Origin of the sequence: Enterobacter sp. MALB-1, from assembly GCF_041021625.1 — a bacterium.
In the GTDB taxonomy this organism is placed as follows: domain Bacteria; phylum Pseudomonadota; class Gammaproteobacteria; order Enterobacterales; family Enterobacteriaceae; genus Enterobacter; species Enterobacter oligotrophicus.
On the sequence record NZ_JBDPJL010000001.1, the window covers coordinates 2039070 to 2059593 of the forward strand.

Genomic DNA, 20524 nt, shown 5'->3' on the forward strand with positions numbered 1-20524 from the left:
CTGAGAAAAGCCGGGAACGCCCCCGGCCATCAGGATTACTGACGAATTAACATATACAGGCGGAACAAGTAGACCAGCAGTACAGCTGAAATCAGGTTGCTCAGCGTATTAGCGACCACCGCACCGACGTTTGGCGTTAATACGGCAAAGTTCGGTGCAAACAGCAGCAAAAGCGTTTTGGCAAGTAACCAGCTAACCACCGCAGGGGCGACCAGGCGCATGTTTGCCCACGCGAGCCTCATGCTGCTGCGCATCGCGGTGAAGATCCCCATTTTATCCTGCACGACCATCACCGGTGCAAAGGAGAGCACGATAGCCAACAGTACCCCAGGCACAACAACCAGCATAATCCCCATTTGCACCAGCAACGTGGTTAAAAAGATGAGAATAAACAGCTTCGGCAGCACCGGGGCGCTGGCACCAATGGCGCGTAAGGCGCTTACACGATGACCCGCAGAGACGAGCTGGATCATCAGCAGTACGCCACCGGCGAGAATGGCATTGCCAATCAGACCGGAGAAGGTTGAGGCTGCCGATGCGCGCAGCAGGATTTGCTGCTGTTCCGGCGTCATGTTCTGCACCAGCTCAAACAACCCCACGCTATCTGTAAGGTGGTCCCCCTGGCTCAGGCTGGCAATCTGCTCATCACTGGGTGAGAACGCATGACCCAGTACCACCGTGATAAAGGCGCACAACAATGCGATCAGCAAAAAGGTAATGAACTGATTGCGGAAAAAGTTTCCCGTGTCACGGTAGACAGACTTCGCCGTGATAGACATGCACTCTCCTTGAGTATTGCAGGTATTAATTAGCCGGCAATTGTACACCGGATAACGCTACTGTGGCAGCATCAAGGCTTGTATGGAAAAGCATATCTTTGTAAAGCGGCGGTAATGCCGCGCTCATGGGTAAATCAAATTACCCGCTCGGGTGATATCCGCAAAAATTAATCTGGATCAATAAATGTTAAGTTACTGGTTTTAATGTGATCTGTGTTAGATCACTTATTACTCATTTGTGAGTATATTCTCATCCGCTATGAAAACCACAACGATGGAGCGGATATGAAAAAATTAGCGGTGGCAGCCCTTGTCTTAAGCAGTCTCTCTGGTGGCGCTTACGCGCATGAAGCGGGCGAATTCTTTATTCGTGCAGGTTCGGCAACGGTGCGTCCAACGGAAGGTTCCGATAATGTGCTAGGAATGGGCGGGTTTAACGTCAGTAATAATACCCAGTTAGGTTTGACGTTCACGTATATGGCAACAGATAACGTTGGTGTTGAGCTTCTGGCGGCCACGCCATTCCGTCACCGCGTTGGGCTTGGGCCAACCGGCGATATCGCCACGGTGCACCATTTACCGCCCACGCTGATGGCGCAATGGTACTTTGGTGATTCCAGCAGCAAGGTGCGTCCGTATATTGGCGCAGGCGTGAACTACACCACCTTCTTTGATGAGAAATTTAACGATACCGGTAAAGACGCGGGGCTTACCGATCTCAGCCTGAAAGATTCCTGGGGGATGGCGGGGCAGGTAGGTCTGGATTATCTGATTAACCGCGACTGGTTAATCAACGCCTCGGTCTGGTATATGGACATTGATACCGACGTGCGCTTTAAAGCGGGCGGCGAGCAGCAGAGCATTAGCACACGCCTGGACCCGTGGGTGTTTATGTTCTCGGCGGGATACCGTTTCTGACCATCCTGTAAGAAGCTGGCCCAGCTGATGGCCAGCTTCGCAGACCCACTTAATTAATCCCCAGCTCTGGCATATGCTCAAGCGCATACAGCAACACCGTTTCCCCATCCAGAGACGCATAAGGGTAGCTTTCGATAATCAGCACCGGTAAATTTGCGTCGATCTGCTGTGCAAGCTCCTCACGTTTGTATTGAATGTGCGGTGCGACCAGATACCCATCAAACGCGGGGGCGACGCTGGCGAAATTATCCACTCCTACTGCGCTGATGACGAGAGGGTAGCCTCGCTCATCGGCAACATGCTGCATTTTCTTTGCAAGCGTATTCGCCGTATTACCGAAAAGACAACAAATCAGAATTTTTTTCATTGGTGTAACCTCCTGGAAACTGCCCATACACTATGCCTGCTCAGATCAGGAAAATGGGACGAGCGGCGTGTTTTTAGACGATTTATCGCGGGAGGAAGGTGCGCCCCTGAACGGAGCGCAGATAAGCGCTTATTTCTGGATCAAATAACGAATGGTAGGCCCGTCCTGCTGAATATCCAGCACCGTATAACCGTGGTTTTTGGCATCCAGAGGAATATTGTTGATGGACTGCGGACAATCGCTTACCACTTCCAGAATTTCTCCTTTTTTTAACTGCGGCAGCGCTTCAAGCGTGGCGACCGCAGGGTAGGGACACGGCTCGCCGATCATATCAAGGCGATAGTCAGGCACGATCTCACTCATGCAGCATTCTCCTGCGTTTCAGTTTTGACAGAGGTACGGCGAAAGAAACGTTTCTCCTGCGCGACGACCAGTAAAAATGCAACCAGCAACAGGGCATACGTCACCAGCAAGCCACCGAGCGGGCCAAAGGTGTTCAGCAGGTTGACCTTGTCCCAGTTTGTGGCCAGCACAGGTGACAAATCATCCCAGTAGTATGCCAGAATCGTGGAGCCGATAACGTTCCCAAGCCCCACCCACCAGTAATGTACCTGGCCTTCTACGGCGCGGTACATCCAGCCTGTTTCGCAGCCTCCGGCCAGAACAATGCCGAAACCAAACAGCAAGCCGCCAATCACCGCATTTGGGCCAGCCCACATGATTTTTGGCTCTACGCCAAGCTGGACATAGCTGAAGATGCCAATGGCGCTCACCGCCATCCCGGCAATAATCGCTTTCGCCATCATGGCGCGTCCGGTGATCCACATATCGCGAAACGCGGAGGTGAAGCAGATCTGTGCACGTTCAATCAGCAGGCCAAAGCCAACGCCGAACAGCATTGCCAGGCCCAGTTTCGGCTGGTTTAGCGCTGTGCAAATAGCCCATGCGATCATGGCAAAAAACACCAACATACCGAGGTGGAAACGGCGGCGCGCCTGAGAAGGCTGTTGTGTTAAGGGCGACGCAGCCGTCACCTTGACCATTTTGACAGGAATGCGGAACAGCGGCAGCAGGGTGAATTTAGCGCCAAAGTAAGAGCCAATGGCGGTTGCCACGGCAAAGAACCACGCGTGCAGTGAAAACTGAGGAATTCCCGTAAAGAAAGCGGCGAGGTTGCACCCCATTGCCAGACGCGCACCAAACCCGGCAATGATCCCGCCGGTAACCGCCTGCAAAATGCGAATCCGGCTTTTTGGCATTCTCAGTTTAACGTTATTTGCCCACAGTGCGGCAGCAAAACAGCCACCGAACATGCCGATAATCATCATTCCGTCGATGCGTGTCAGCGGTGTGCCGTCGAGATGAATGAGCCTGAAATAACCCCATTCTTCGGCATGCACGCCTGCAAGCTGCAATAGCTGACCACCCCAGCGGGTAAACTCGCCAGTGACGGCCCAGAATGTGCCGGTAATGCCGAAATAATAAGTAGAAAGAATGCCTGCCGCGATAACGGCCGGAACGGGCGACCAGAACTTAACCAGGTAAGCCTGTTTGAAGGTATGCCATGACATGTGTAAGCCTCTGAACTCAGAAGGTATAAACAGAAAGAAACCGGATCATACGCTTACGGCAGGGTTTGAAAAGTCATTCACGCCGAGAATATCGATGGGATCAATTTTGACGTAACCCTTAAGGGGAGGATAAGGAACCGTCTGGCAGTCGCGCCAGACGGTTTTTAACATCAGGCCTGACGTGTGGCCGCTTTCATGTCGGTAACGAAGGTTTTGAGTTCAGCCAGCATTTGCTCAGGTTTATCCACGTTTTTCTCAATGATCTTCACAATCGCGGAGCCGGAAATGGCACCGGCTGCCTTCGCGTCAATGGCCGCAGTCACCTGATCCGGTGACGAAATACCAAACCCCTGCAGCGGTGGTGCCGCGTGGTACTCCGCCAGCTTTTCTACCAGATGATGCAGAGGCAACGCCGCTTTGTTCTCCGCACCCGTCACGCCCGCACGGGAGAGCAGGTAAGTATACCCGCGTCCGTACGAGGCAATCTGGCGCAGCAGTTCATCATCCGCATTTGGCGGGCAGATGAAAATGGGGGCTACGTTGTGACGCATTGCCGCCTGGCGGAAAGGGGCCGACTCTTCAACGGGCACATCGGCAACCAGAACAGAATCGACGCCCACGCGCGCGCACTCGGCGTAAAATTCATCAATGCCACGGTTAAACACCAGGTTGGCATACATCAGCAGGCCAATCGGAATGGTCGGGTGCTTCTGGCGGATCGTTGCCAGCATCTCAAAACACTGCGTTGGCGTGACGCCAGCCGCAAAGGCACGCAGGGTGGCGTTCTGAATGGTCGGGCCATCTGCCAGCGGGTCTGAAAACGGGATACCCAATTCGAGTGCATCGGCACCGGCTTCAATCAGGGTGTCGATAATTTTCAGCGACTGTTCCGGGCCAGGGTCGCCCAGAGTAACGAAGGGAACGAACGCGCCTTCCTGGCGAGCCTTCAGTTGTGCAAATGCGTTATCGTAGCGTTCCATCAGATTTCCCCTCGTGCTTTCAGAATATCGTGAACGGTGAAGATATCTTTATCACCGCGACCGGAAAGGTTAACCACCAGCAATTGTTCTTTTTCCGGGTTCTCTTTCATCATTTTCAGCGCGTGCGCCAGGGCATGCGAGGATTCCAGTGCCGGGATAATCCCTTCGTTGCGGCACAGCGTTTTAAAGGCTTCCAGCGCTTCGTCATCCGTAATGGAAACGTAATCCGCACGACCAGTGCTGTTCAGGTAAGCATGCTGTGGCCCGACAGACGGGAAATCCAGACCGGCAGAGATAGAGTAAGACTCTTCAATCTGGCCTTCGTCAGTCTGCATCATTGGTGACTTCATACCGAAGTAGATCCCCACGCGGCCGTGCTTCAGCGGCGCGCCGTGTTCACCCGATTCAATGCCGTGACCGGCGGGTTCCACGCCGATAAGCCCCACGCTGGTGTCATCGATAAAATCTGCAAACATCCCGATGGCGTTAGAACCACCGCCGACGCAGGCGATCACCGCATCCGGCAGGCGACCCTCTTTTTCGAGGATCTGCGCTTTGGTCTCTTCACCGATCATGCGCTGAAATTCACGCACGATAGTTGGGAACGGGTGCGGGCCCGCCGCAGTGCCGAGCATGTAGTGCGCGGTGTCGTAGCTGCCAGACCAGTCGCGCAGCGCTTCGTTACAGGCATCTTTCAGCGTCGCGGAGCCGCTGTGGACCGGGATCACTTCCGCACCCATCAGGCGCATACGGAACACGTTTGGGGACTGACGCTCAACGTCTTTTGCCCCCATATAGATGCGACACTTCAGGCCGAGCAGGGCGCTGGCGAGAGCGGAGGCCACACCGTGCTGACCGGCACCGGTCTCAGCGATGATTTCAGTTTTGCCCATGCGTTTGGCAAGCAGCGCCTGGCCCAGCACCTGGTTGGTTTTATGCGCGCCGCCGTGGAGCAAATCTTCACGCTTAAGGTACAGCGTGGTTTTTGTGCCTTCCGTCAGATTACGGCATTTTGTCAGTGCGGTAGGGCGGCCCGCGTAGTTTTTCAGCAGGTCGGTAAATTCGGCCTGAAACGTCGGGTCTTTCTGCGCGCTCACGAACGCGTCTTCCAGCTGGCGCAGCGCGGGCATCAGGATTTGCGGGACGTACATCCCACCGAACTCACCAAAATACGGGTTTAGTAATGTCGTCATCTTTTCTTCCTTAATATGCACGCAGAGTTTTAAATACTGAGGCCAGTTTGCTGGCATCTTTCACTCCCGGTTGGGACTCTACGCCTGAATTGAAATCGAGGCCTGCGCAGCCGGTTTTCGCTGCGTCCACACAATTATCCGGGCTTAACCCGCCCGCGAGCAGGACATTGTCCAGCGCTTCGCCGTTCAGCAGTGACCAGTCAAATCGCTGGCCCGTACCGCCCTGGCCGTTGTCGAGCACGTATTTATCAACATGATTCAGGTTACGCGCGGGCAATGTCTCGCCAACGCTTTGCGCTTTCCAGAGCTGAACCTGAGGTGCGAGAGCCTCGCGCAGGGCATTGATATACGCCTGGTCTTCATCACCGTGCAGTTGCACTGCAGCCAGAGATAACGCTTCGGCTTTTGCGACAACGTCGGTGATATCGGCATTACGGAAGACGCCCACATAGCTGAGCGGCGCGGCTGCTATCACCTTACGTGCCTGTTCTTCCGTCACGGCACGAGGAGAGGTGCCCACAAAGATCAGCCCGCCGTAAATCGCGCCTGCCTCATACGCGGCTTGTGCATCCTCTTCACGGGTTAATCCACATACCTTGTTCTCACCGAGTAAGACACGGCGTACTGCGGCATTGAGATCGTCGTGTGCCATCATCGCCGAGCCAATCAGGAAACCGTTGGCAAAATGGCTCAGCTCACGCACCTGGGCGTAGCTGTTGATGCCAGATTCGCTGATCACCGTCACACCAGGCCCGAGGCGCGGAGCCAGCTGGCGTGTGCGGTTCAGATCAATCGACAGGTCTCGCAGATCGCGGTTATTGATGCCGACCACTTTGGCTTTCAGCGCAATCGCTCGCTCCAGCTCTTCTTCATTGCTCACTTCGGTCAGCACGCCCATGTTCAGGCTGTGTGCTACCGCCGAAAGCTGGCGATACTGTTCGTCGTCAAGCACCGAGAGCATCAGCAGGCAGGCGTCGGCCTGGTAAAAACGCGCCAGCCAGATCTGATACGGGTCGATGATAAAGTCTTTGCACAAAATGGGCTGCGGCGCGATACCGCTGACAATCGGCAGAAAATCAAAGCTGCCCTGGAAATATTTTTCATCCGTCAGCACGGAGATGGCTGACGCATGATGTTTATAGATACCGGCAATGCGCGCCGGGTCGAAATCGTCACGGATCACGCCTTTCGATGGAGAGGCTTTTTTACACTCCAGGATGAACGCGGTACGCGCACCCTGCAGGGCATCATAAAAACGGCGTGTAGCTGGCACCACATCGTTCTGAAAACTGGCAAGCGGCTGTTGTTGCTTGCGGGCTTCTACCCAGATGGCCTTATCGGCAACGATTTTCGCTAAAACGGTCTGCATTCTTTACCCTCTTGCCGCAAGTGCGGTAACGCGATCGTAAGCTGCACCGGAGCGCAGTACGTCCAGAACTTTTTGGGCGTTGGCCTTCAGATCTTCCTCACCATGCAAACGCATCAGCATGGCGACGTTGGCAGCCACGGCAGCCTCATGGGCGACCTCACCTTTACCTTGTAATAAGCGCGTCAGAATGTCACGGTTTTCTTCAGGCGTCCCACCCGCCAGCGCTTCCTGATGATACGGGGCTAAGCCGAAGTCGGACGCTTCCAGCTGATAGCTCAGGATTTCACCGTCGCGCAGTTCGGCAACAAGCGTGGGCGCATGAAGCGACACCTCATCCATGCCTCCGCTGTGAACGACGGCGGCACGCTGGTAACCCAGCATGCGCAGCGTTTCTGCAATCGGCAGCACCAGCTCAGGGCTGTAAACGCCAATCAGCGCCAGCGGCGGGTGCGCCGGGTTAATCAGCGGGCCCAGCACGTTAAACAGTGTGCGGGTTTTAAGCTGCTGGCGAACCGGCATCGCGTGACGAAAACCGGTGTGATATTTCGGCGCGAACAGGAAGCAAACGCCCAGGTCATCCAGCGCTTCACGCGAACGTTCGGCCTGCATGTCCAGGTTGATGCCGAACGCGGCCAGCAGGTCAGAAGATCCGGAACGGCTGGAGACGCTGCGGTTACCGTGTTTCGCTACCTTCAGTCCACAGGCCGCTGCAACGAACGCACTGGCGGTGGAGATATTGATACTGTTGCTGCCGTCACCACCTGTGCCGACAATATCCGCAAACGGATAGTCCGGACGCGGGAACGGAGCGGCATTTTCCAGCAGGGCCGTCGCGGCACCGGCAATCTCCTGCGGGCTTTCGCCACGTACTTTCATGCTCACCAGCGCGGCCGCCAGCTGTTCAGGTTTCAGCTCGCCGCGCACCACGGCGGAGAAGAGCTGGTGGCTCTCCTGCTGGCTCAGGGTCTGTGCCTGATACAGTTTTTCCAGTATCGGCTGCAGGGTATTGGTCTGTTCCAGTTTCTGTAACGCCCAGTCCAGCGTCTGCTCCAGCAGGCGCGCGCCGTTGGAGGTCAGGATCGATTCCGGGTGGAACTGCATACCGCAGACGCGATCGGTATCGTGACGCACCGCCATCACCATCCCTTCAAACGAGGCGTTGATGGTCAGTCCGGCCGGAATGTTGCTGCCGACAAGCGAATGGTAACGCGCCACGGGTAGTGGGTTTGGCAGCCCGGCGAACATCGCCTGGCCGTCATGTTCAATACTGGAGGCTTTGCCGTGCAGGATCTCACCGGCCTGACCAACGTAGCCGCCATAGGCTTCCACAATGGCCTGGTGGCCGAGGCAGATGCCAATAATTGGCAGCTTGCCACGCATACGGGTCAACAGCTCCGGCATACAGCCTGCTTCACTCGGTGCGCCGGGCCCAGGGGAGAGCATCAGCACCGGGTTTTGCATCGTAGCCAGACGGTCGATCAGCGTTTGCGCCGGTACGTGGTTGCGATAGATAACGACGTTATGACCATTCGCACGCAGCTGATCTGCCAGGTTGTAAGTAAAGGAGTCGATATTATCGAGCAGCAGAATGTCAGCCATCAGAAAATCTCCTGTGCATGGTGAGCGGTCGCGATGGCACGCAATACCGCACGTGCTTTACTGCGGGTTTCGTCAGCTTCAGACTGCGGAACAGAATCAAGAACAATCCCGGCCCCCGCCTGGACGGTGGCAATGCCGTCTTCCACGTAGGCGGAGCGGATTACGATGCAGGTATCCAGATCACCGTGTGCGGTGAAGTAACCCACCGCGCCGCCGTAGCTGCCGCGACGGCGACCTTCGGCTTCGGCAATCAACTGCATCGCGCGCACTTTTGGCGCGCCACTCAGGGTGCCCATATTCATGCAGGCGCGGTAGGCGTGCAGCACATCGAGGTCGCTGCGCAGTTCTCCCACCACGCGGGACACCAGATGCATCACGAAGGAGTAGCGGTCAACTTTGGTCAGATCCGCCACGTAGCGGCTGCCCGGTGTGCAGATGCGCGCCAGATCGTTACGTGCCAGGTCTACCAGCATCAGGTGCTCGGACAGCTCTTTATGGTCGGTACGCATTTCCAGTTCGATACGGCTGTCGAGATCGCGATCCAGTGATCCATCGGCGCGACGACCGCGTGGGCGGGTACCGGCAATCGGGTAGATCTCAATCTGGCGGCTGGTGGCGTCGTATTTCAGGGAACTTTCCGGTGACGCGCCAAACAGGGTGAAATCGTTGTCCTGCATAAAGAACATGTACGGGCTTGGGTTACTCTTTTTCAGCACGTCGTAGGCCGCCAGTGGCGACGGGCAGGGCAGTGAGAAACGACGGGACGGCACAACCTGGAAAATTTCCCCGGCGCGAATTGCTTTTTGCATCTGGCGAACCACCGCGCCGTACTGATCGTCAGTCTGGTTTACGTCGCACTTCATCTGTTCGACACGCTGCACTGGCAGTGCAGGTGGGGCTTCCGTCATCTGCTGCTGCAGTTGTGCAATACGGTGTTCGAGACGATGTTTTTCCGACGCAGACGGTGTGAACAGGCTGGCCTGGATGCGGGTGTATTTTTTCTGATGGTCAATTACCAGCAGGGTTTCGGCCAGATAGAAACAGTAATCCGGGCAGCGGTTGCCCTGTTCAGTCTCCGGTAAATCTTCGAAACCGGCGACCAGGTCGTAAGCAAACAGCCCGCCGAAGAACATCGCTTCACGTTCATCTTCCGGCACGGACACCAGATTTTGCAGCAGGCGGAAGGCGTCGAAAACGGACAGGGAGCACAGGCGGGCGTCTTCATCCAGTAGCTGGCTGACCGGCGGGAAATGCAGAATCCGCATTTCCGGGTGTTTTTCATTTTCAATACCAGACGGCAGAGTAGCGTCCAGCAGAGGCAGCAGCGATGCGCCGTTCTCTGACAATGCCTTAATAGTGACGGTGTCACCTAATGCGGTAATGCGCAGCGCACTGTCGACCAGCAGCAGGCTCTTGAGATCGTCTTTGCTGTCAATATCGGCGGATTCCAGCAGCAGCGTTGCCGGACGGGCACCGCAGACCTGATGAAACAGCGCGGTCGGATTGTGGCGATAGGCCGCCTCGCAGGTCAGCAATTCGAGGTGTGGTTTGGCTGTTTGCATTATATTGTTCTCATTTTTTGTTCAAAAAAAAGCCCGCCTGGTAGCGGGCTGGTATCTGTTTGCATTTTGCAGACGTGTGACACTGCCCGATAATCAGGAAGTACGCCACCAGCCATGCAGAGTGAAATGTGCGGTCATTTTCAGATACCTTTCTCGTGTGAACTTGCGTACTAGTTAACTAGTTCGATGGCGAGTTGTCAACCCTTGATTTCAGAATTTCGCGGCAAGTCGTTATCATAGACGTTTCGGATGTCTCCAACCTGTAACGGGAAGTGCTTTGAGCGATACCACCTACGCCATAATTTATGATTTACACAGCCATACTCAGGCCTCTGACGGCCTGTTGACGCCCGAAGCCCTGGTCCACCGCGCCGTAGAAATGCGTGTCGGCACGCTGGCAATAACCGATCACGATACGACAGATGCGATCCCCGCCGCCCGCGCGGAGATTGCCCGCAGTGGGCTCGCACTCAACCTGGTTTCCGGCGTTGAAATCTCGACCCTCTGGGAAAATCATGAAATACATGTTGCGGGCCTGAACATCGATACAGAACATCCGGCACTGCGTGCCTTTTTAGAGGAACAAAAAATACGCCGTAACCAGCGTGCGGAGATGATCGGTGAGCGTCTTGAGAAAGCGCATATTCCCGGTGCGCTGGAAGGCGCACGCAAACTGGCGAACGGCGGGGCGGTCACGCGGGGCCATTTCGCCCGTTTCCTCGTCGAGGCGGGGAAGGCAACCACAATGGCGGATGTTTTTAAACGGTATCTGGCGCGCGGGAAAACCGGATACGTTCCGCCACAGTGGTGTACAATAAAACAAGCTATTGATGTGATTCATCATTCTGGCGGTAAGGCAGTGCTGGCCCATCCGGGGCGGTATAATCTTTCTGCTAAATGGCTGAAAAGACTGCTGGCGCACTTTGCCGAATGCGGCGGTGAGGCGATGGAAGTCGCCCAGTGTCAGCAGGCTCCCAATGAGCGTTCACAGCTCGCGACCTATGCCCGCCAGTTCGGCCTGCTTGGGTCACAGGGTTCTGATTTCCACCAGCCCTGCGCGTGGATCGAACTGGGGCGCAAGCTCTGGTTGCCCGCAGGCGTGGAGCCTGTCTGGCAGCTCTGGGAACAGCCACAGCAAATTGAAGAGAGGGAAGTATGAGTCAGTTTTTCTATATCCATCCGGATAACCCACAGCCACGCCTGATTAACCAGGCCGTGGAGATTGTTCGCAAAGGGGGCGTGATCGTCTACCCGACCGATTCTGGCTACGCGCTGGGCTGTAAAATTGAAGACAAAGGGGCAATGGAGCGCATTTGCCGTATTCGCCAGCTACCGGATGGCCATAATTTTACCCTGATGTGCCGCGATCTCTCCGAACTGTCGACCTATGCTTATGTCGACAACGTGGCGTTTCGGCTGATCAAAAATAACACGCCCGGCAACTACACGTTCATCCTGAAAGGGACGAAAGAGGTGCCGCGTCGTCTGCTGCAGGAAAAGCGCAAAACTATCGGGATGCGCGTACCGTCTAACCCGATTGCGCAGGCGCTGCTGGAGACGCTGGGTGAGCCGATGCTCTCCACCTCGCTGATGCTGCCAGGCAGTGAATTTACCGAGTCTGATCCGGAAGAGATCAAAGATCGTCTGGAGAAGGTGGTGGAACTGATTATTCATGGCGGCTATCTCGGCCAGCAGCCGACGACGGTAGTGGACCTGACCGATGATGCGCCAGAAGTAATTCGTGAAGGCGTGGGCGATGTTAAGCCTTTCTTGTAAAGGTGTAAGCAGCTATACTACGCGGCCATCAAAATGGGGCGCAGTTCCGTTTTGACCTGATTCGACGCCTGTGAAGGCGACACCTGAGGAAGCTCAATGAGCGAGAAGTTACAAAAAGTGCTGGCGCGCGCCGGCCACGGTTCACGCCGTGAAATCGAAGCCATTATTGAAGCGGGACGCGTGAGTGTGGACGGTAAAATCGCCACGCTGGGTGACCGCGTAGAAATCGTACCGGGGCTGAAGATCCGTATCGACGGTCATCTTATCTCCGTGAAAGAGTCCGCTGAACAGATCTGCCGCGTGCTGGCTTACTATAAGCCGGAAGGCGAGCTGTGTACCCGCAATGACCCGGAAGGTCGCCCGACGGTGTTTGACCGTCTGCCTAAACTGCGTGGTGCTCGCTGGATTGCCGTGGGTCGTCTGGACGTGAACACCTGCGGTCTGCTGCTGTTTACCACCGACGGTGAACTGGCAAACCGTCTGATGCACCCAAGCCGTGAAGTGGAACGTGAATACGCCGTGCGTGTCTTTGGCCAGGTTGATGAAAATAAACTGCGCGATCTGTCGCGTGGCGTTCAGCTGGAAGACGGCCCTGCGGCGTTCAAAACCATCAAATTTACCGGTGGTGAAGGGATTAACCAGTGGTACAACGTGACCCTGACCGAAGGCCGTAACCGCGAGGTGCGTCGTCTGTGGGAAGCGGTAGGCGTGCAGGTTAGCCGACTGATCCGTGTTCGTTACGGCGACATCCTCCTGCCGAAAGGTCTGCCGCGCGGCGGTTATACCGAACTGGATCTCACTCAGACTAACTATCTGCGTGAGCTGGTTGGCCTGACGCCAGAAACCACCTCCAAAGTGGCGGTGGAGAAAGATCGTCGTCGTATGAAGGCGAACCAGATCCGTCGTGCCGTGAAACGTCACAGCCAGGTGAGCAGCAATCGCCGCTCCGGCAGTCGTAATAATAACGGTTAAAAACAGAAGCCCGGTCATGTCGACCGGGCTTTTTATTTAGTAATCAATGCCGATTTGCGCTTTGATACCCGCATCGAACGCATGCTTAACCGGACGCAACTCGCTGACGGTGTCTGCAAGCTCGAGAATATCCCGATGGCAGCCACGCCCTGTAATGATAACGGTCTGATGCGAAGGCCGATTTTTTAACGCCTCCAGTACAGCATCCAGCGGCAGGTAGTCATACGCCACCATATAAGTGATCTCATCCAGTAGCACCATATTCAGCGCAGGATCAGCCAGCATGCGTTTAGCGTGTTCCCAAACGACAAGGCAGGCTGCGGTGTCGGTTTCACGGTTTTGCGTGTCCCAGGTAAACCCGGTCGCCATCACCTGAAACTCAACGCCATGCGGCTCGAGCAAATTACGTTCACCGTTAGGCCATTCCCCTTTAATAAACTGAATGACACCCACTTTTTGCCCATGACCCACCGCACGCGTGGCGGTGCCAAACGCCGCGGTGGTTTTACCTTTGCCGTTGCCGGTAAACACGATGATGATCCCGCGCTCGTCCTGGGCTGCGGCGACGCGCGCATCAACCTGCTCTTTCAGACGCTGCTGACGTTGCTGATGACGTTCCTCACTCATTGCGAAATTCCCGGCTTGCGGCCTGGCTGGGCATCAAAGGTCATCCCTGTTTTGCGGCGGCTGTCGTCCCCCATCAACCAGAGATAGAGCGGCATGATATCTGCCGGGGTTTTGAGCTTCTGTGGATCTTCCGTCGGGAAGGCGCTGGCACGCATTTTGGTGCGCGTCCCGCCGGGATTAATGCAGTTTACGCGCAGATGGCGGCTCTGATACTCCTCGGCAAGAACCTGCATCATCCCTTCGGTCGCGAATTTTGAGGCGGCGTATGCCCCCCAGTTTGCGCGCCCCTGGCGGCCCACGCTGGAAGAGGTAAAGACCAGAGAGCCGGAATCAGAATTGAGTAATAAAGGAAGCAACGCCTGGGTGAGGAAGAATGTCCCGTTAACGTTCACCTGCATGACCTGCTGCCAGATCTCGGGATTTTGTTCTTCCATCGGGCGAACTTCGCCCAGCAGTCCGGCATTGTGCAGAACACCGTCAAGACGTGGGTAATGCGCGGCGATACGCTGTGCAAGCGCCTGGCAGGTTGCAGGGGTGCAGGTGAGTAAATCGAGCGTGTACCACGGCGTTGGTGTGCCGCCAGCATTTTCTATTTCCTGCGCGACCCGTTTAAGTTTGTCTTCGTTACGGCCCAGCAGGATGACGCTTGCGCCATATTCGGAATAGGTCAGCGCCGCTTCGCGACCAATTCCGTCGCTGGCACCGGTGACAAGAATAATCCGGTTCTGCAGCAGATTTTTTTGCGGTTGATAATGCACGGTGACTCCTCAGGCACACTGCGCGTCAAATGTGCCTTTATCTATGACTTTTCGGCTTTATGCCCGAAATAACAGGAGAATTCAATCAGTCTACAGGAGACAACGCAGCAAAATTAACAATTTGCAAATATTTAAACCAGAATGGGGGGATTCCTGAAGGCGGCTCGCAGAGGTAATGTCACGAGCGAGACGCCTGAGCAGGGCTGTTGTACACTGGCGTGAAAGAATCGTGGTTAAATCAAGGTGGAGCGCGTGGAATTACTTTCTCAATATGGGTTGTTTTTGGCCAAAATCGCGACGGTGGTGATTGCTATCGCGGTGATCGCCGTACTGATTGTGAACCTGACGCAACGCAAGCGTCAGCGTGGTGAGTTACGCATTACCCGCCTGAGCGAACAATATAAAGAGATGCAGGAAGAGATGTCGCTGTCGTTGCTGGATCACCACCAGCAAAAACTGTGGCTGAAAGCGCAGAAGAAAAAGCATAAGCAGGAGGCTAAAGAGGCGAAGGCGAAAGCCAAACTTAATGCGCCGCAGGATGAGGCAAAACCACGCGTCTATGTGCTCGATTTTAAAGGCAGCATGGATGCGCATGAAGTCTCCTCTCTACGTGAAGAGGTGACGGCTGTCCTTTCGGTCGCAAAACCGCAGGACGAAGTTGTCGTGCGTCTTGAGAGTCCGGGCGGGGTGGTTCACGGTTACGGCCTGGCAGCTTCGCAGTTACAACGCCTGCGTGAGAAGCAGATCCCATTGACGGTAGCGGTGGATAAAGTGGCCGCAAGCGGTGGCTATATGATGGCCTGCGTCGCGGACAAAATTGTTGCAGCACCTTTCTCCATCATCGGCTCCATCGGTGTGGTCGCGCAGATCCCGAACTTTAATCGTTTCCTGAAGAATAAAGAGATCGATATTGAACTGCACACGGCGGGACAGTACAAACGTACACTGACGCTGCTGGGTGAGAATACCGAAGAGGGGCGTCAGAAATTCCGTGAAGATCTGAACGAAACGCATCATCTGTTTAAAGACTTTGTACACCGTATGCGTCCTGCGCTCGACATTGAGCACGTCGCCACAGGCGAACACTGGTACGGCACTCAGGCGCAGGAGAAAGGGCTGGTGGATGAAGTTGGAACCAGCGACGATCTGTTGCTGAGCCTGATGGAAGGCCGCGAACTGGTGGGCGTGCGCTTCACCCGGCGTAAACGACTGCTTGACCGCTTCACCAACAGCGCCGCCGAGAGCGCCGATCGTCTGCTGCTACGCTGGCTGCAACGCAGCCAAAAGCCGCTGCTGTAAACAAAAACGCGAGGCATTTGCCTCGCGTTTTGCATTAATCGATCAGATGATATTTTTCTGACAGTGCATGTGCCAGGTATTTAAACATGTTAAATACCGCAGTGCTTTTCGGGGTGGGTAAACCTTGTTCATCAAGGAAATATTCGCCGCTGAAAACCAGCACGCCGTTACGTTGTTCTACGCCGGTCGCTTCAATGCCCGCCAGGGTGTCTTCATGATCGCGAATCAGTTTGTTCGCTTCGATAAGCAGAGATGCTCGGTCAATAGGTTGGGTCGTATTCTGCATAATCCACTCCTTAAACAGTGACAATAGTCTACGCCGGGGACGCTTTGGGGGCAAATTTTCCCTGTGATCTGAGGGGATAAGGGCGAGGAGGCGTGCTGGCGGGATTTGCTTTTGCATGCTAATAAAGTTGCGTAACGAATTTTATCAGGTACAGTGTGCGCTTTCGTCATTCTGGCAACAGAATTGCTTGACATTCGACCGGGAATTCGTCACGAATTAACTTTGATGTGAGAAAAATACCCGATAACTCAATGACCTGGATGTCGCCAATCTGACGTTCGGTAAGACATAGGGGTTGATATCCCCTGACGCAGTCGCAATATCAATGGCTCGTCGTCAGCGGAAGGGAAATCAACGTGCGGCGTATTCCTGGAAGAATTAAATTAGGTAAAGGTGAATATGGGTAAAGCTCTCGTCATCGTTGAGTCCCCGGCAAAAGCCAAAACGATCAATAAGTATCTGGGTAATGACTACGTGGTTAAGTCCAGCGTGGGTCATATCCGCGATTTGCCGACCAGTGGCTCAGCCAGCAAAAAGAGCGCAGACTCTACCTCCACCAAAGGGGCTAAAAAGCCTAAAAAGGATGAACGTAGCGCGCTTGTCAACCGCATGGGGGTTAACCCATGGCATAACTGGGATGCACAATATGAAGTGCTGCCAGGGAAAGAAAAAGTCGTTAACGAGCTGAAGCAGCTTGCTGAAAAAGCAGACCACATCTATCTCGCAACCGACCTTGACCGCGAAGGGGAAGCCATTGCATGGCACCTGCGGGAAGTGATCGGGGGTGACGACAAACGCTACAGCCGTGTAGTGTTTAACGAAATTACAAAGAATGCGATTCGTCAGGCGTTTGAAAAGCCGGGCGAACTGAATATCGACCGTGTAAACGCACAGCAGGCGCGTCGCTTTATGGACCGCGTTGTGGGTTACATGGTTTCGCCACTACTGTGGAAAAAGGTCGCCCGCGGTCTGTCTGCCGGTCGTGTGCAGTCCGTTGCCGTGCGCCTCGTCGTCGAGCGCGAGCGTGAAATCAAAGCGTTCGTACCGGAAGAATTCTGGGAAATTGACGCGAATGTGACCACGCCAGGGGGAGATGCGCTGCCGCTGCAGGTAAGCCATCAGAACGATAAACCGTTCCGCCCAGAAAACCGTGACCAGACGATGGCGGCGGTCGCGTTGCTGGAGAAAGCGCGTTATCAGGTGCTGGAACGTGAAGACAAACCGACCAGCAGCAAGCCCGGCGCACCGTTTATTACCTCAACGTTGCAGCAGGCGGCGAGCACGCGTCTGGGTTATGGCGTGAAAAAAACCATGATGATGGCGCAGCGCTTGTATGAAGCGGGCTACATCACCTACATGCGTACTGACTCCACCAACCTGAGCCAGGATGCAGTTAACATGGTCCGTGGCTACATCAGTGACAATTTCGGTAAGAAATACCTGCCGGAAAGCGCGAACCAGTACGCCAGTAAAGAGAACTCTCAGGAAGCGCACGAAGCGATCCGTCCTTCTGACGTCTCCGTGTTAGCGGAATCGCTGAAAGATATGGAAGCGGATGCACAGAAGCTGTATCAGCTGATCTGGCGTCAGTTTGTAGCATGTCAGATGACGCCCGCGAAATATGATTCCACCACGCTGACCGTTGGCGCGGGGGATTTCCGTCTGAAGGCGCGTGGACGCATTTTGCGCTTCGACGGCTGGACAAAAGTAATGCCTGCCTTGCGTAAAGGCGATGAAGACAGAACGCTGCCTGCTGTCAACAAAGGGGACGAATTGTCTCTGGTTGAACTGGTCCCGGCTCAGCACTTCACCAAGCCGCCAGCCCGTTTCAGCGAAGCCTCGCTGGTGAAAGAGCTGGAAAAACGCGGTATCGGTCGTCCGTCGACCTATGCGTCGATCATCTCGACCATCCAGGATCGTGGCTACGTGCGTGTCGAAAACCGTCGCTTCTACGCTGAAAAAATGGGTGAAATTGTTACCGACCGTCTGGAAGCCAACTTCCGCGAGTTGATGAACTATGATTTCACCGCGCAGATGGAAGACAGTCTTGACCAGGTTGCCAGCCACCAGGCGGAATGGAAAAAGGTACTCGACAGCTTCTTTAGCGACTTTACCAATCAACTGGATAAAGCCGAGAAAGATCCTGAAGAGGGCGGTATGCTGCCGAACCAGATGGTATTGACCAGCATCGACTGCCCAACCTGCGGCCGTAAGATGGGCATTCGTACCGCCACAACGGGCGTATTCCTGGGCTGCTCTGGCTATGCATTGCCGCCGAAAGAACGCTGCAAAACCACCATCAATCTGGTGCCGGAGAACGAAGTTCTCAACGTACTGGAAGGTGACGACGCGGAAACCAACGCCCTGCGCGCCAAACGTCGCTGTAAGAAATGCGGCACGGCGATGGACAGCTATCTGATCGATCCAAAACGTAAATTGCACGTCTGCGGTAATAACCCAACCTGCGATGGTTACGAGATTGAAGAGGGCGAGTTCCGCATTAAAGGCTACGACGGCCCGATCGTTGAGTGCGAGAAGTGTGGTTCCGAAATGCACCTGAAAATGGGCCGCTTCGGTAAGTACATGGCGTGTACCAACGACGAGTGTAAAAACACGCGTAAGATCCTGCGCAACGGTGAAGTGGCTCCGCCGAAGGAAGATCCTGTTCCGCTGCCAGAGCTGCCGTGTGAGAAGTCAGACGCCTACTTCGTGCTGCGTGACGGTGCTGCTGGCGTGTTCCTGGCTGCCAACACCTTCCCGAAATCGCGTGAGACGCGCGCCCCGCTGGTGGAAGAGCTGCATCGCTTCCGCGATCGTCTGCCGGAGAAACTGCGTTACCTGGCCGATGCGCCACAGCAGGACCCGGAGGGTAATAAGACCGTTGTGCGTTTCAGCCGTAAAACGAAGCAGCAGTATGTTGCGGCAGAGAAAGAGGGTAAAGCGACAGGCTGGTCAGCCTTCTTTGTTGACGGTAAATGGGTTGAAGGCAAGAAATAATCTTCACTTACCGTAACTTACCTCAAAAAGGGCCGGACTTCCGGCCCTTTTTTATTACGTTGTTATTATTTTTTGTTCCGTACTATACAGCCAGGCTATAAATGATATAGTGGTTATAGTTAACCCATTTCTTATTATCAAATCGTCTTAAGCGATTGAACGCGTGCGCTAAATCGGATGGTCTGGCATGAAACTACAGCAGCTTCGCTATATTGTTGAGGTGGTCAATCACAACCTCAACGTCTCTTCTACAGCAGAAGGACTCTATACCTCGCAGCCCGGCATCAGTAAGCAGGTTCGTATGCTGGAGGACGAGCTGGGGATTCAGATTTTCGCCCGCAGTGGTAAGCACCTGACTCAGGTGACGCCGGCAGGGCAGGAAATCATTCGTATTGCACGAGAAGTGCTCTCCAAAGTGGACGCAATTAAATCCGTTGCGGGTGAGCATACCTGGCCGGATAAAGGTTCGCTATATATTGCCACCACGCATACGCAGGCGCGCTATGCCTTACCGGGGGTCATCAAAGGCTTTATCGAGCGGTATCCTCGCGTGTCACTGCATATGCATCAGGGCTCACCGACGCAAATTGCCGAAGCCGTTTCTAAAGGCAATGCTGACTTTGCCATTGCAACGGAAGCGCTGCATCTTTATGACGATCTGGTGATGCTGCCGTGCTACCACTGGAACCGTTCTATTGTGGTCACACCGGATCATCCGTTGGCCGGGAAGGGATCGGTGACGATTGAAGAGCTGGCGCAGTACCCGCTGGTGACCTATACCTTCGGTTTTACGGGCCGTTCAGAACTCGATACCGCGTTTAATCGTGCGGGATTAACGCCGCGTATTGTGTTCACCGCAACGGATGCGGACGTCATCAAAACCTACGTGCGTCTGGGGCTGGGGGTTGGGGTGATTGCCAGCATGGCGGTTGATCCGGTCTCTGATCCGGATCTGGTGCGTCTTGATGCGCATGATATTTTTAGCCACAGCACCACCAAAATTGGCTTCCGCCGTAGCACCTTCCTGCGCAGCTATATGTATGATTTTATTCAGCGCTTTGCACCGCATTTAACGCGTGATGTTGTCGATACGGCTGTTGCATTACGATCTAACGAAGACATCGAAGAGATGTTTAAAGACATTAAACTTCCTGCCAAATAATCACTCCCGGTATCTTTCCCATGCGGAAAGATACCGAAATAACCTCTCAAACCTAAATTAGAATTATCATCATCTGCATATCTTCGCCATATAATGGCATAACCCATTTAATTTATAAGGTCTTACTGTCGCAAATTTGCGACAAAAGTAGAAAGTAATTTACGGCTTCGCAAATAATTCTTTTCAATTATTTATTTCTGGTCAAAAGAATGAATATTTCCCAGGCACAGATTCGTAAATTCACTGGCTTTTCGGCTAAAGTTTCTTTAGGATTTATCTCAACCGATGATTACTTGTACCAATTGTTTG

The 20524-nt window shown here is 54.5% G+C and carries 20 protein-coding genes, 1 pseudogene and 1 other annotated feature; of the genes and pseudogenes, 7 read left to right on the forward strand and 14 right to left on the reverse strand.

Features of this window, described 5'->3' with window-relative positions:
* Window positions 1-35 precede the first annotated feature (35 nt).
* Window positions 36-779 carry a YciC family protein gene (locus ABGB15_RS09710; RefSeq protein ID WP_152081304.1) on the reverse strand — a complete coding sequence of 248 codons (744 nt, stop codon included), beginning with the start codon at window positions 777-779 and terminating at the stop codon, window positions 36-38.
* Window positions 780-804: 25 nt separating this feature from the next.
* Window positions 805-894 (reverse strand): annotated as a pseudogene (locus ABGB15_RS09715) (YkgJ family cysteine cluster protein); the annotation flags it as partial.
* Between the two features lie 170 nt (window positions 895-1064).
* Here ABGB15_RS09715 and ompW point away from each other — a divergent pair.
* Entirely contained in the window at window positions 1065-1697 is a 633-nt protein-coding gene (ompW, locus tag ABGB15_RS09720; protein WP_152081303.1) for an outer membrane protein OmpW, read from the forward strand.
* Between the two features lie 49 nt (window positions 1698-1746).
* Here the strand turns inward: ompW and ABGB15_RS09725 are convergent, their stop codons facing one another.
* The 9 genes from ABGB15_RS09725 to trpL all read right to left on the reverse strand — a co-directional run bounded on the left by ABGB15_RS09725 (window position 1747) and on the right by trpL (window position 10476).
* Window positions 1747-2064: a PTS sugar transporter subunit IIB gene (locus ABGB15_RS09725; protein ID WP_152081302.1), complete on the reverse strand. Its 318-nt coding sequence runs from the start codon at window positions 2062-2064 to the stop codon at window positions 1747-1749.
* A gap of 129 nt (window positions 2065-2193) precedes the next feature.
* Window positions 2194-2427: a sulfurtransferase-like selenium metabolism protein YedF gene (gene yedF, locus ABGB15_RS09730; RefSeq protein ID WP_152081301.1), complete on the reverse strand. Its 234-nt coding sequence runs from the start codon at window positions 2425-2427 to the stop codon at window positions 2194-2196.
* The gene (gene yedE, locus ABGB15_RS09735; RefSeq protein WP_215722178.1) at window positions 2424-3635 is read right to left on the reverse strand and encodes a selenium metabolism membrane protein YedE/FdhT; all 1212 of its coding nucleotides are present in this window, start codon (window positions 3633-3635) and stop codon (window positions 2424-2426) included. The genes yedF and yedE overlap by 4 nt, the downstream gene beginning before the upstream one ends.
* Before the next feature lie 170 nt (window positions 3636-3805).
* Entirely contained in the window at window positions 3806-4615 is an 810-nt protein-coding gene (gene trpA / locus ABGB15_RS09740) for a tryptophan synthase subunit alpha (RefSeq protein ID WP_215722177.1), read from the reverse strand.
* The gene (gene trpB / locus ABGB15_RS09745) at window positions 4615-5808 is read right to left on the reverse strand and encodes a tryptophan synthase subunit beta (RefSeq protein ID WP_215722176.1); all 1194 of its coding nucleotides are present in this window, start codon (window positions 5806-5808) and stop codon (window positions 4615-4617) included. The genes trpA and trpB overlap by 1 nt, the downstream gene beginning before the upstream one ends.
* Window positions 5809-5818: 10 nt before the next feature.
* Window positions 5819-7177, reverse strand: coding sequence for a bifunctional indole-3-glycerol-phosphate synthase TrpC/phosphoribosylanthranilate isomerase TrpF (gene trpCF / locus ABGB15_RS09750; RefSeq protein WP_215722175.1), 1359 nt, complete (start codon window positions 7175-7177; stop codon window positions 5819-5821).
* A gap of 3 nt (window positions 7178-7180) precedes the next feature.
* Entirely contained in the window at window positions 7181-8776 is a 1596-nt protein-coding gene (trpD, locus tag ABGB15_RS09755; RefSeq protein ID WP_215722174.1) for a bifunctional anthranilate synthase glutamate amidotransferase component TrpG/anthranilate phosphoribosyltransferase TrpD, read from the reverse strand.
* The gene (locus ABGB15_RS09760) at window positions 8776-10338 is read right to left on the reverse strand and encodes an anthranilate synthase component 1 (RefSeq protein WP_152081295.1); all 1563 of its coding nucleotides are present in this window, start codon (window positions 10336-10338) and stop codon (window positions 8776-8778) included. Before ABGB15_RS09760 ends, trpD begins: the two co-directional genes overlap by 1 nt.
* Window positions 10339-10361: 23 nt before the next feature.
* Window positions 10362-10455 (reverse strand) — a sequence feature (Trp leader region).
* On the reverse strand, window positions 10432-10476 hold the full coding sequence (gene trpL, locus ABGB15_RS09765) for a trp operon leader peptide (protein WP_106993556.1): 45 nt from the start codon (window positions 10474-10476) through the stop codon (window positions 10432-10434). It overlaps the preceding feature by 24 nt.
* Before the next feature lie 139 nt (window positions 10477-10615).
* Here trpL and rnm point away from each other — a divergent pair, with 139 nt between their 5' ends.
* The 3 genes from rnm to rluB all read left to right on the forward strand — a co-directional run bounded on the left by rnm (window position 10616) and on the right by rluB (window position 13086).
* On the forward strand, window positions 10616-11497 hold the full coding sequence (rnm, locus tag ABGB15_RS09770) for an RNase AM (protein ID WP_369064170.1): 882 nt from the start codon (window positions 10616-10618) through the stop codon (window positions 11495-11497).
* Window positions 11494-12114 carry an L-threonylcarbamoyladenylate synthase gene (locus ABGB15_RS09775; protein ID WP_152081293.1) on the forward strand — a complete coding sequence of 207 codons (621 nt, stop codon included), beginning with the start codon at window positions 11494-11496 and terminating at the stop codon, window positions 12112-12114. The genes rnm and ABGB15_RS09775 overlap by 4 nt, the downstream gene beginning before the upstream one ends.
* A 96-nt stretch (window positions 12115-12210) precedes the next feature.
* A complete protein-coding gene (rluB, locus tag ABGB15_RS09780; protein WP_008502809.1) occupies window positions 12211-13086 on the forward strand; it encodes a 23S rRNA pseudouridine(2605) synthase RluB in 876 nt (291 codons plus the stop codon).
* Between the two features lie 36 nt (window positions 13087-13122).
* Here the strand turns inward: rluB and cobO are convergent, their stop codons facing one another.
* Both cobO and ABGB15_RS09790 read right to left on the reverse strand, forming a co-directional pair.
* Window positions 13123-13713 carry a cob(I)yrinic acid a,c-diamide adenosyltransferase gene (gene cobO, locus ABGB15_RS09785; RefSeq protein WP_215722172.1) on the reverse strand — a complete coding sequence of 197 codons (591 nt, stop codon included), beginning with the start codon at window positions 13711-13713 and terminating at the stop codon, window positions 13123-13125.
* Window positions 13710-14471, reverse strand: a complete 762-nt coding sequence (locus tag ABGB15_RS09790; protein WP_215722171.1) for a YciK family oxidoreductase — start codon at window positions 14469-14471, stop codon at window positions 13710-13712. Before ABGB15_RS09790 ends, cobO begins: the two co-directional genes overlap by 4 nt.
* 252 nt (window positions 14472-14723) lie before the next feature.
* Between ABGB15_RS09790 and sohB the strand changes: the two genes are divergently transcribed.
* Window positions 14724-15770 carry a protease SohB gene (gene sohB, locus ABGB15_RS09795; protein ID WP_152081290.1) on the forward strand — a complete coding sequence of 349 codons (1047 nt, stop codon included), beginning with the start codon at window positions 14724-14726 and terminating at the stop codon, window positions 15768-15770.
* Window positions 15771-15804: 34 nt separating this feature from the next.
* On the opposite strand, the gene ABGB15_RS09800 is transcribed toward sohB, so the two are convergent.
* Window positions 15805-16056 (reverse strand): YciN family protein, encoded by a 252-nt coding sequence (locus ABGB15_RS09800; protein WP_152081289.1) that lies wholly within the window; start codon window positions 16054-16056, stop codon window positions 15805-15807.
* Between the two features lie 399 nt (window positions 16057-16455).
* Between ABGB15_RS09800 and topA the strand changes: the two genes are divergently transcribed.
* Both topA and cysB read left to right on the forward strand, forming a co-directional pair.
* Window positions 16456-19053: a type I DNA topoisomerase gene (topA, locus tag ABGB15_RS09805; RefSeq protein ID WP_152081288.1), complete on the forward strand. Its 2598-nt coding sequence runs from the start codon at window positions 16456-16458 to the stop codon at window positions 19051-19053.
* Window positions 19054-19240: 187 nt separating this feature from the next.
* The gene (gene cysB, locus ABGB15_RS09810; protein ID WP_006175683.1) at window positions 19241-20215 is read left to right on the forward strand and encodes an HTH-type transcriptional regulator CysB; all 975 of its coding nucleotides are present in this window, start codon (window positions 19241-19243) and stop codon (window positions 20213-20215) included.
* The last annotated feature ends 309 nt before the right edge of the window (window positions 20216-20524 follow it).

Excerpts from the sequence above, each read along its gene's own strand:
- ABGB15_RS09760 (WP_152081295.1), bottom strand. The coding sequence starts at position 10,338 with ATGCAAACAGCCAAACCACACCTCGAATTGCTGACCTGCGAGGCGGCC.
- yedE (WP_215722178.1), bottom strand. The coding sequence starts at position 3,635 with ATGTCATGGCATACCTTCAAACAGGCTTACCTGGTTAAGTTCTGGTCG.
- trpB (WP_215722176.1), bottom strand. The coding sequence starts at position 5,808 with ATGACGACATTACTAAACCCGTATTTTGGTGAGTTCGGTGGGATGTAC.
- ABGB15_RS09800 (WP_152081289.1), bottom strand. The coding sequence starts at position 16,056 with ATGCAGAATACGACCCAACCTATTGACCGAGCATCTCTGCTTATCGAA.
- trpA (WP_215722177.1), bottom strand. The coding sequence starts at position 4,615 with ATGGAACGCTACGATAACGCATTTGCACAACTGAAGGCTCGCCAGGAA.
- cysB (WP_006175683.1), top strand. The coding sequence starts at position 19,241 with ATGAAACTACAGCAGCTTCGCTATATTGTTGAGGTGGTCAATCACAAC.
- ABGB15_RS09775 (WP_152081293.1), top strand. The coding sequence starts at position 11,494 with ATGAGTCAGTTTTTCTATATCCATCCGGATAACCCACAGCCACGCCTG.
- rluB (WP_008502809.1), top strand. The coding sequence starts at position 12,211 with ATGAGCGAGAAGTTACAAAAAGTGCTGGCGCGCGCCGGCCACGGTTCA.
- ompW (WP_152081303.1), top strand. The coding sequence starts at position 1,065 with ATGAAAAAATTAGCGGTGGCAGCCCTTGTCTTAAGCAGTCTCTCTGGT.
- yedF (WP_152081301.1), bottom strand. The coding sequence starts at position 2,427 with ATGAGTGAGATCGTGCCTGACTATCGCCTTGATATGATCGGCGAGCCG.
- ABGB15_RS09725 (WP_152081302.1), bottom strand. The coding sequence starts at position 2,064 with ATGAAAAAAATTCTGATTTGTTGTCTTTTCGGTAATACGGCGAATACG.
- cobO (WP_215722172.1), bottom strand. The coding sequence starts at position 13,713 with ATGAGTGAGGAACGTCATCAGCAACGTCAGCAGCGTCTGAAAGAGCAG.
- topA (WP_152081288.1), top strand. The coding sequence starts at position 16,456 with ATGGGTAAAGCTCTCGTCATCGTTGAGTCCCCGGCAAAAGCCAAAACG.
- trpD (WP_215722174.1), bottom strand. The coding sequence starts at position 8,776 with ATGGCTGACATTCTGCTGCTCGATAATATCGACTCCTTTACTTACAAC.
- trpCF (WP_215722175.1), bottom strand. The coding sequence starts at position 7,177 with ATGCAGACCGTTTTAGCGAAAATCGTTGCCGATAAGGCCATCTGGGTA.
- ABGB15_RS09710 (WP_152081304.1), bottom strand. The coding sequence starts at position 779 with ATGTCTATCACGGCGAAGTCTGTCTACCGTGACACGGGAAACTTTTTC.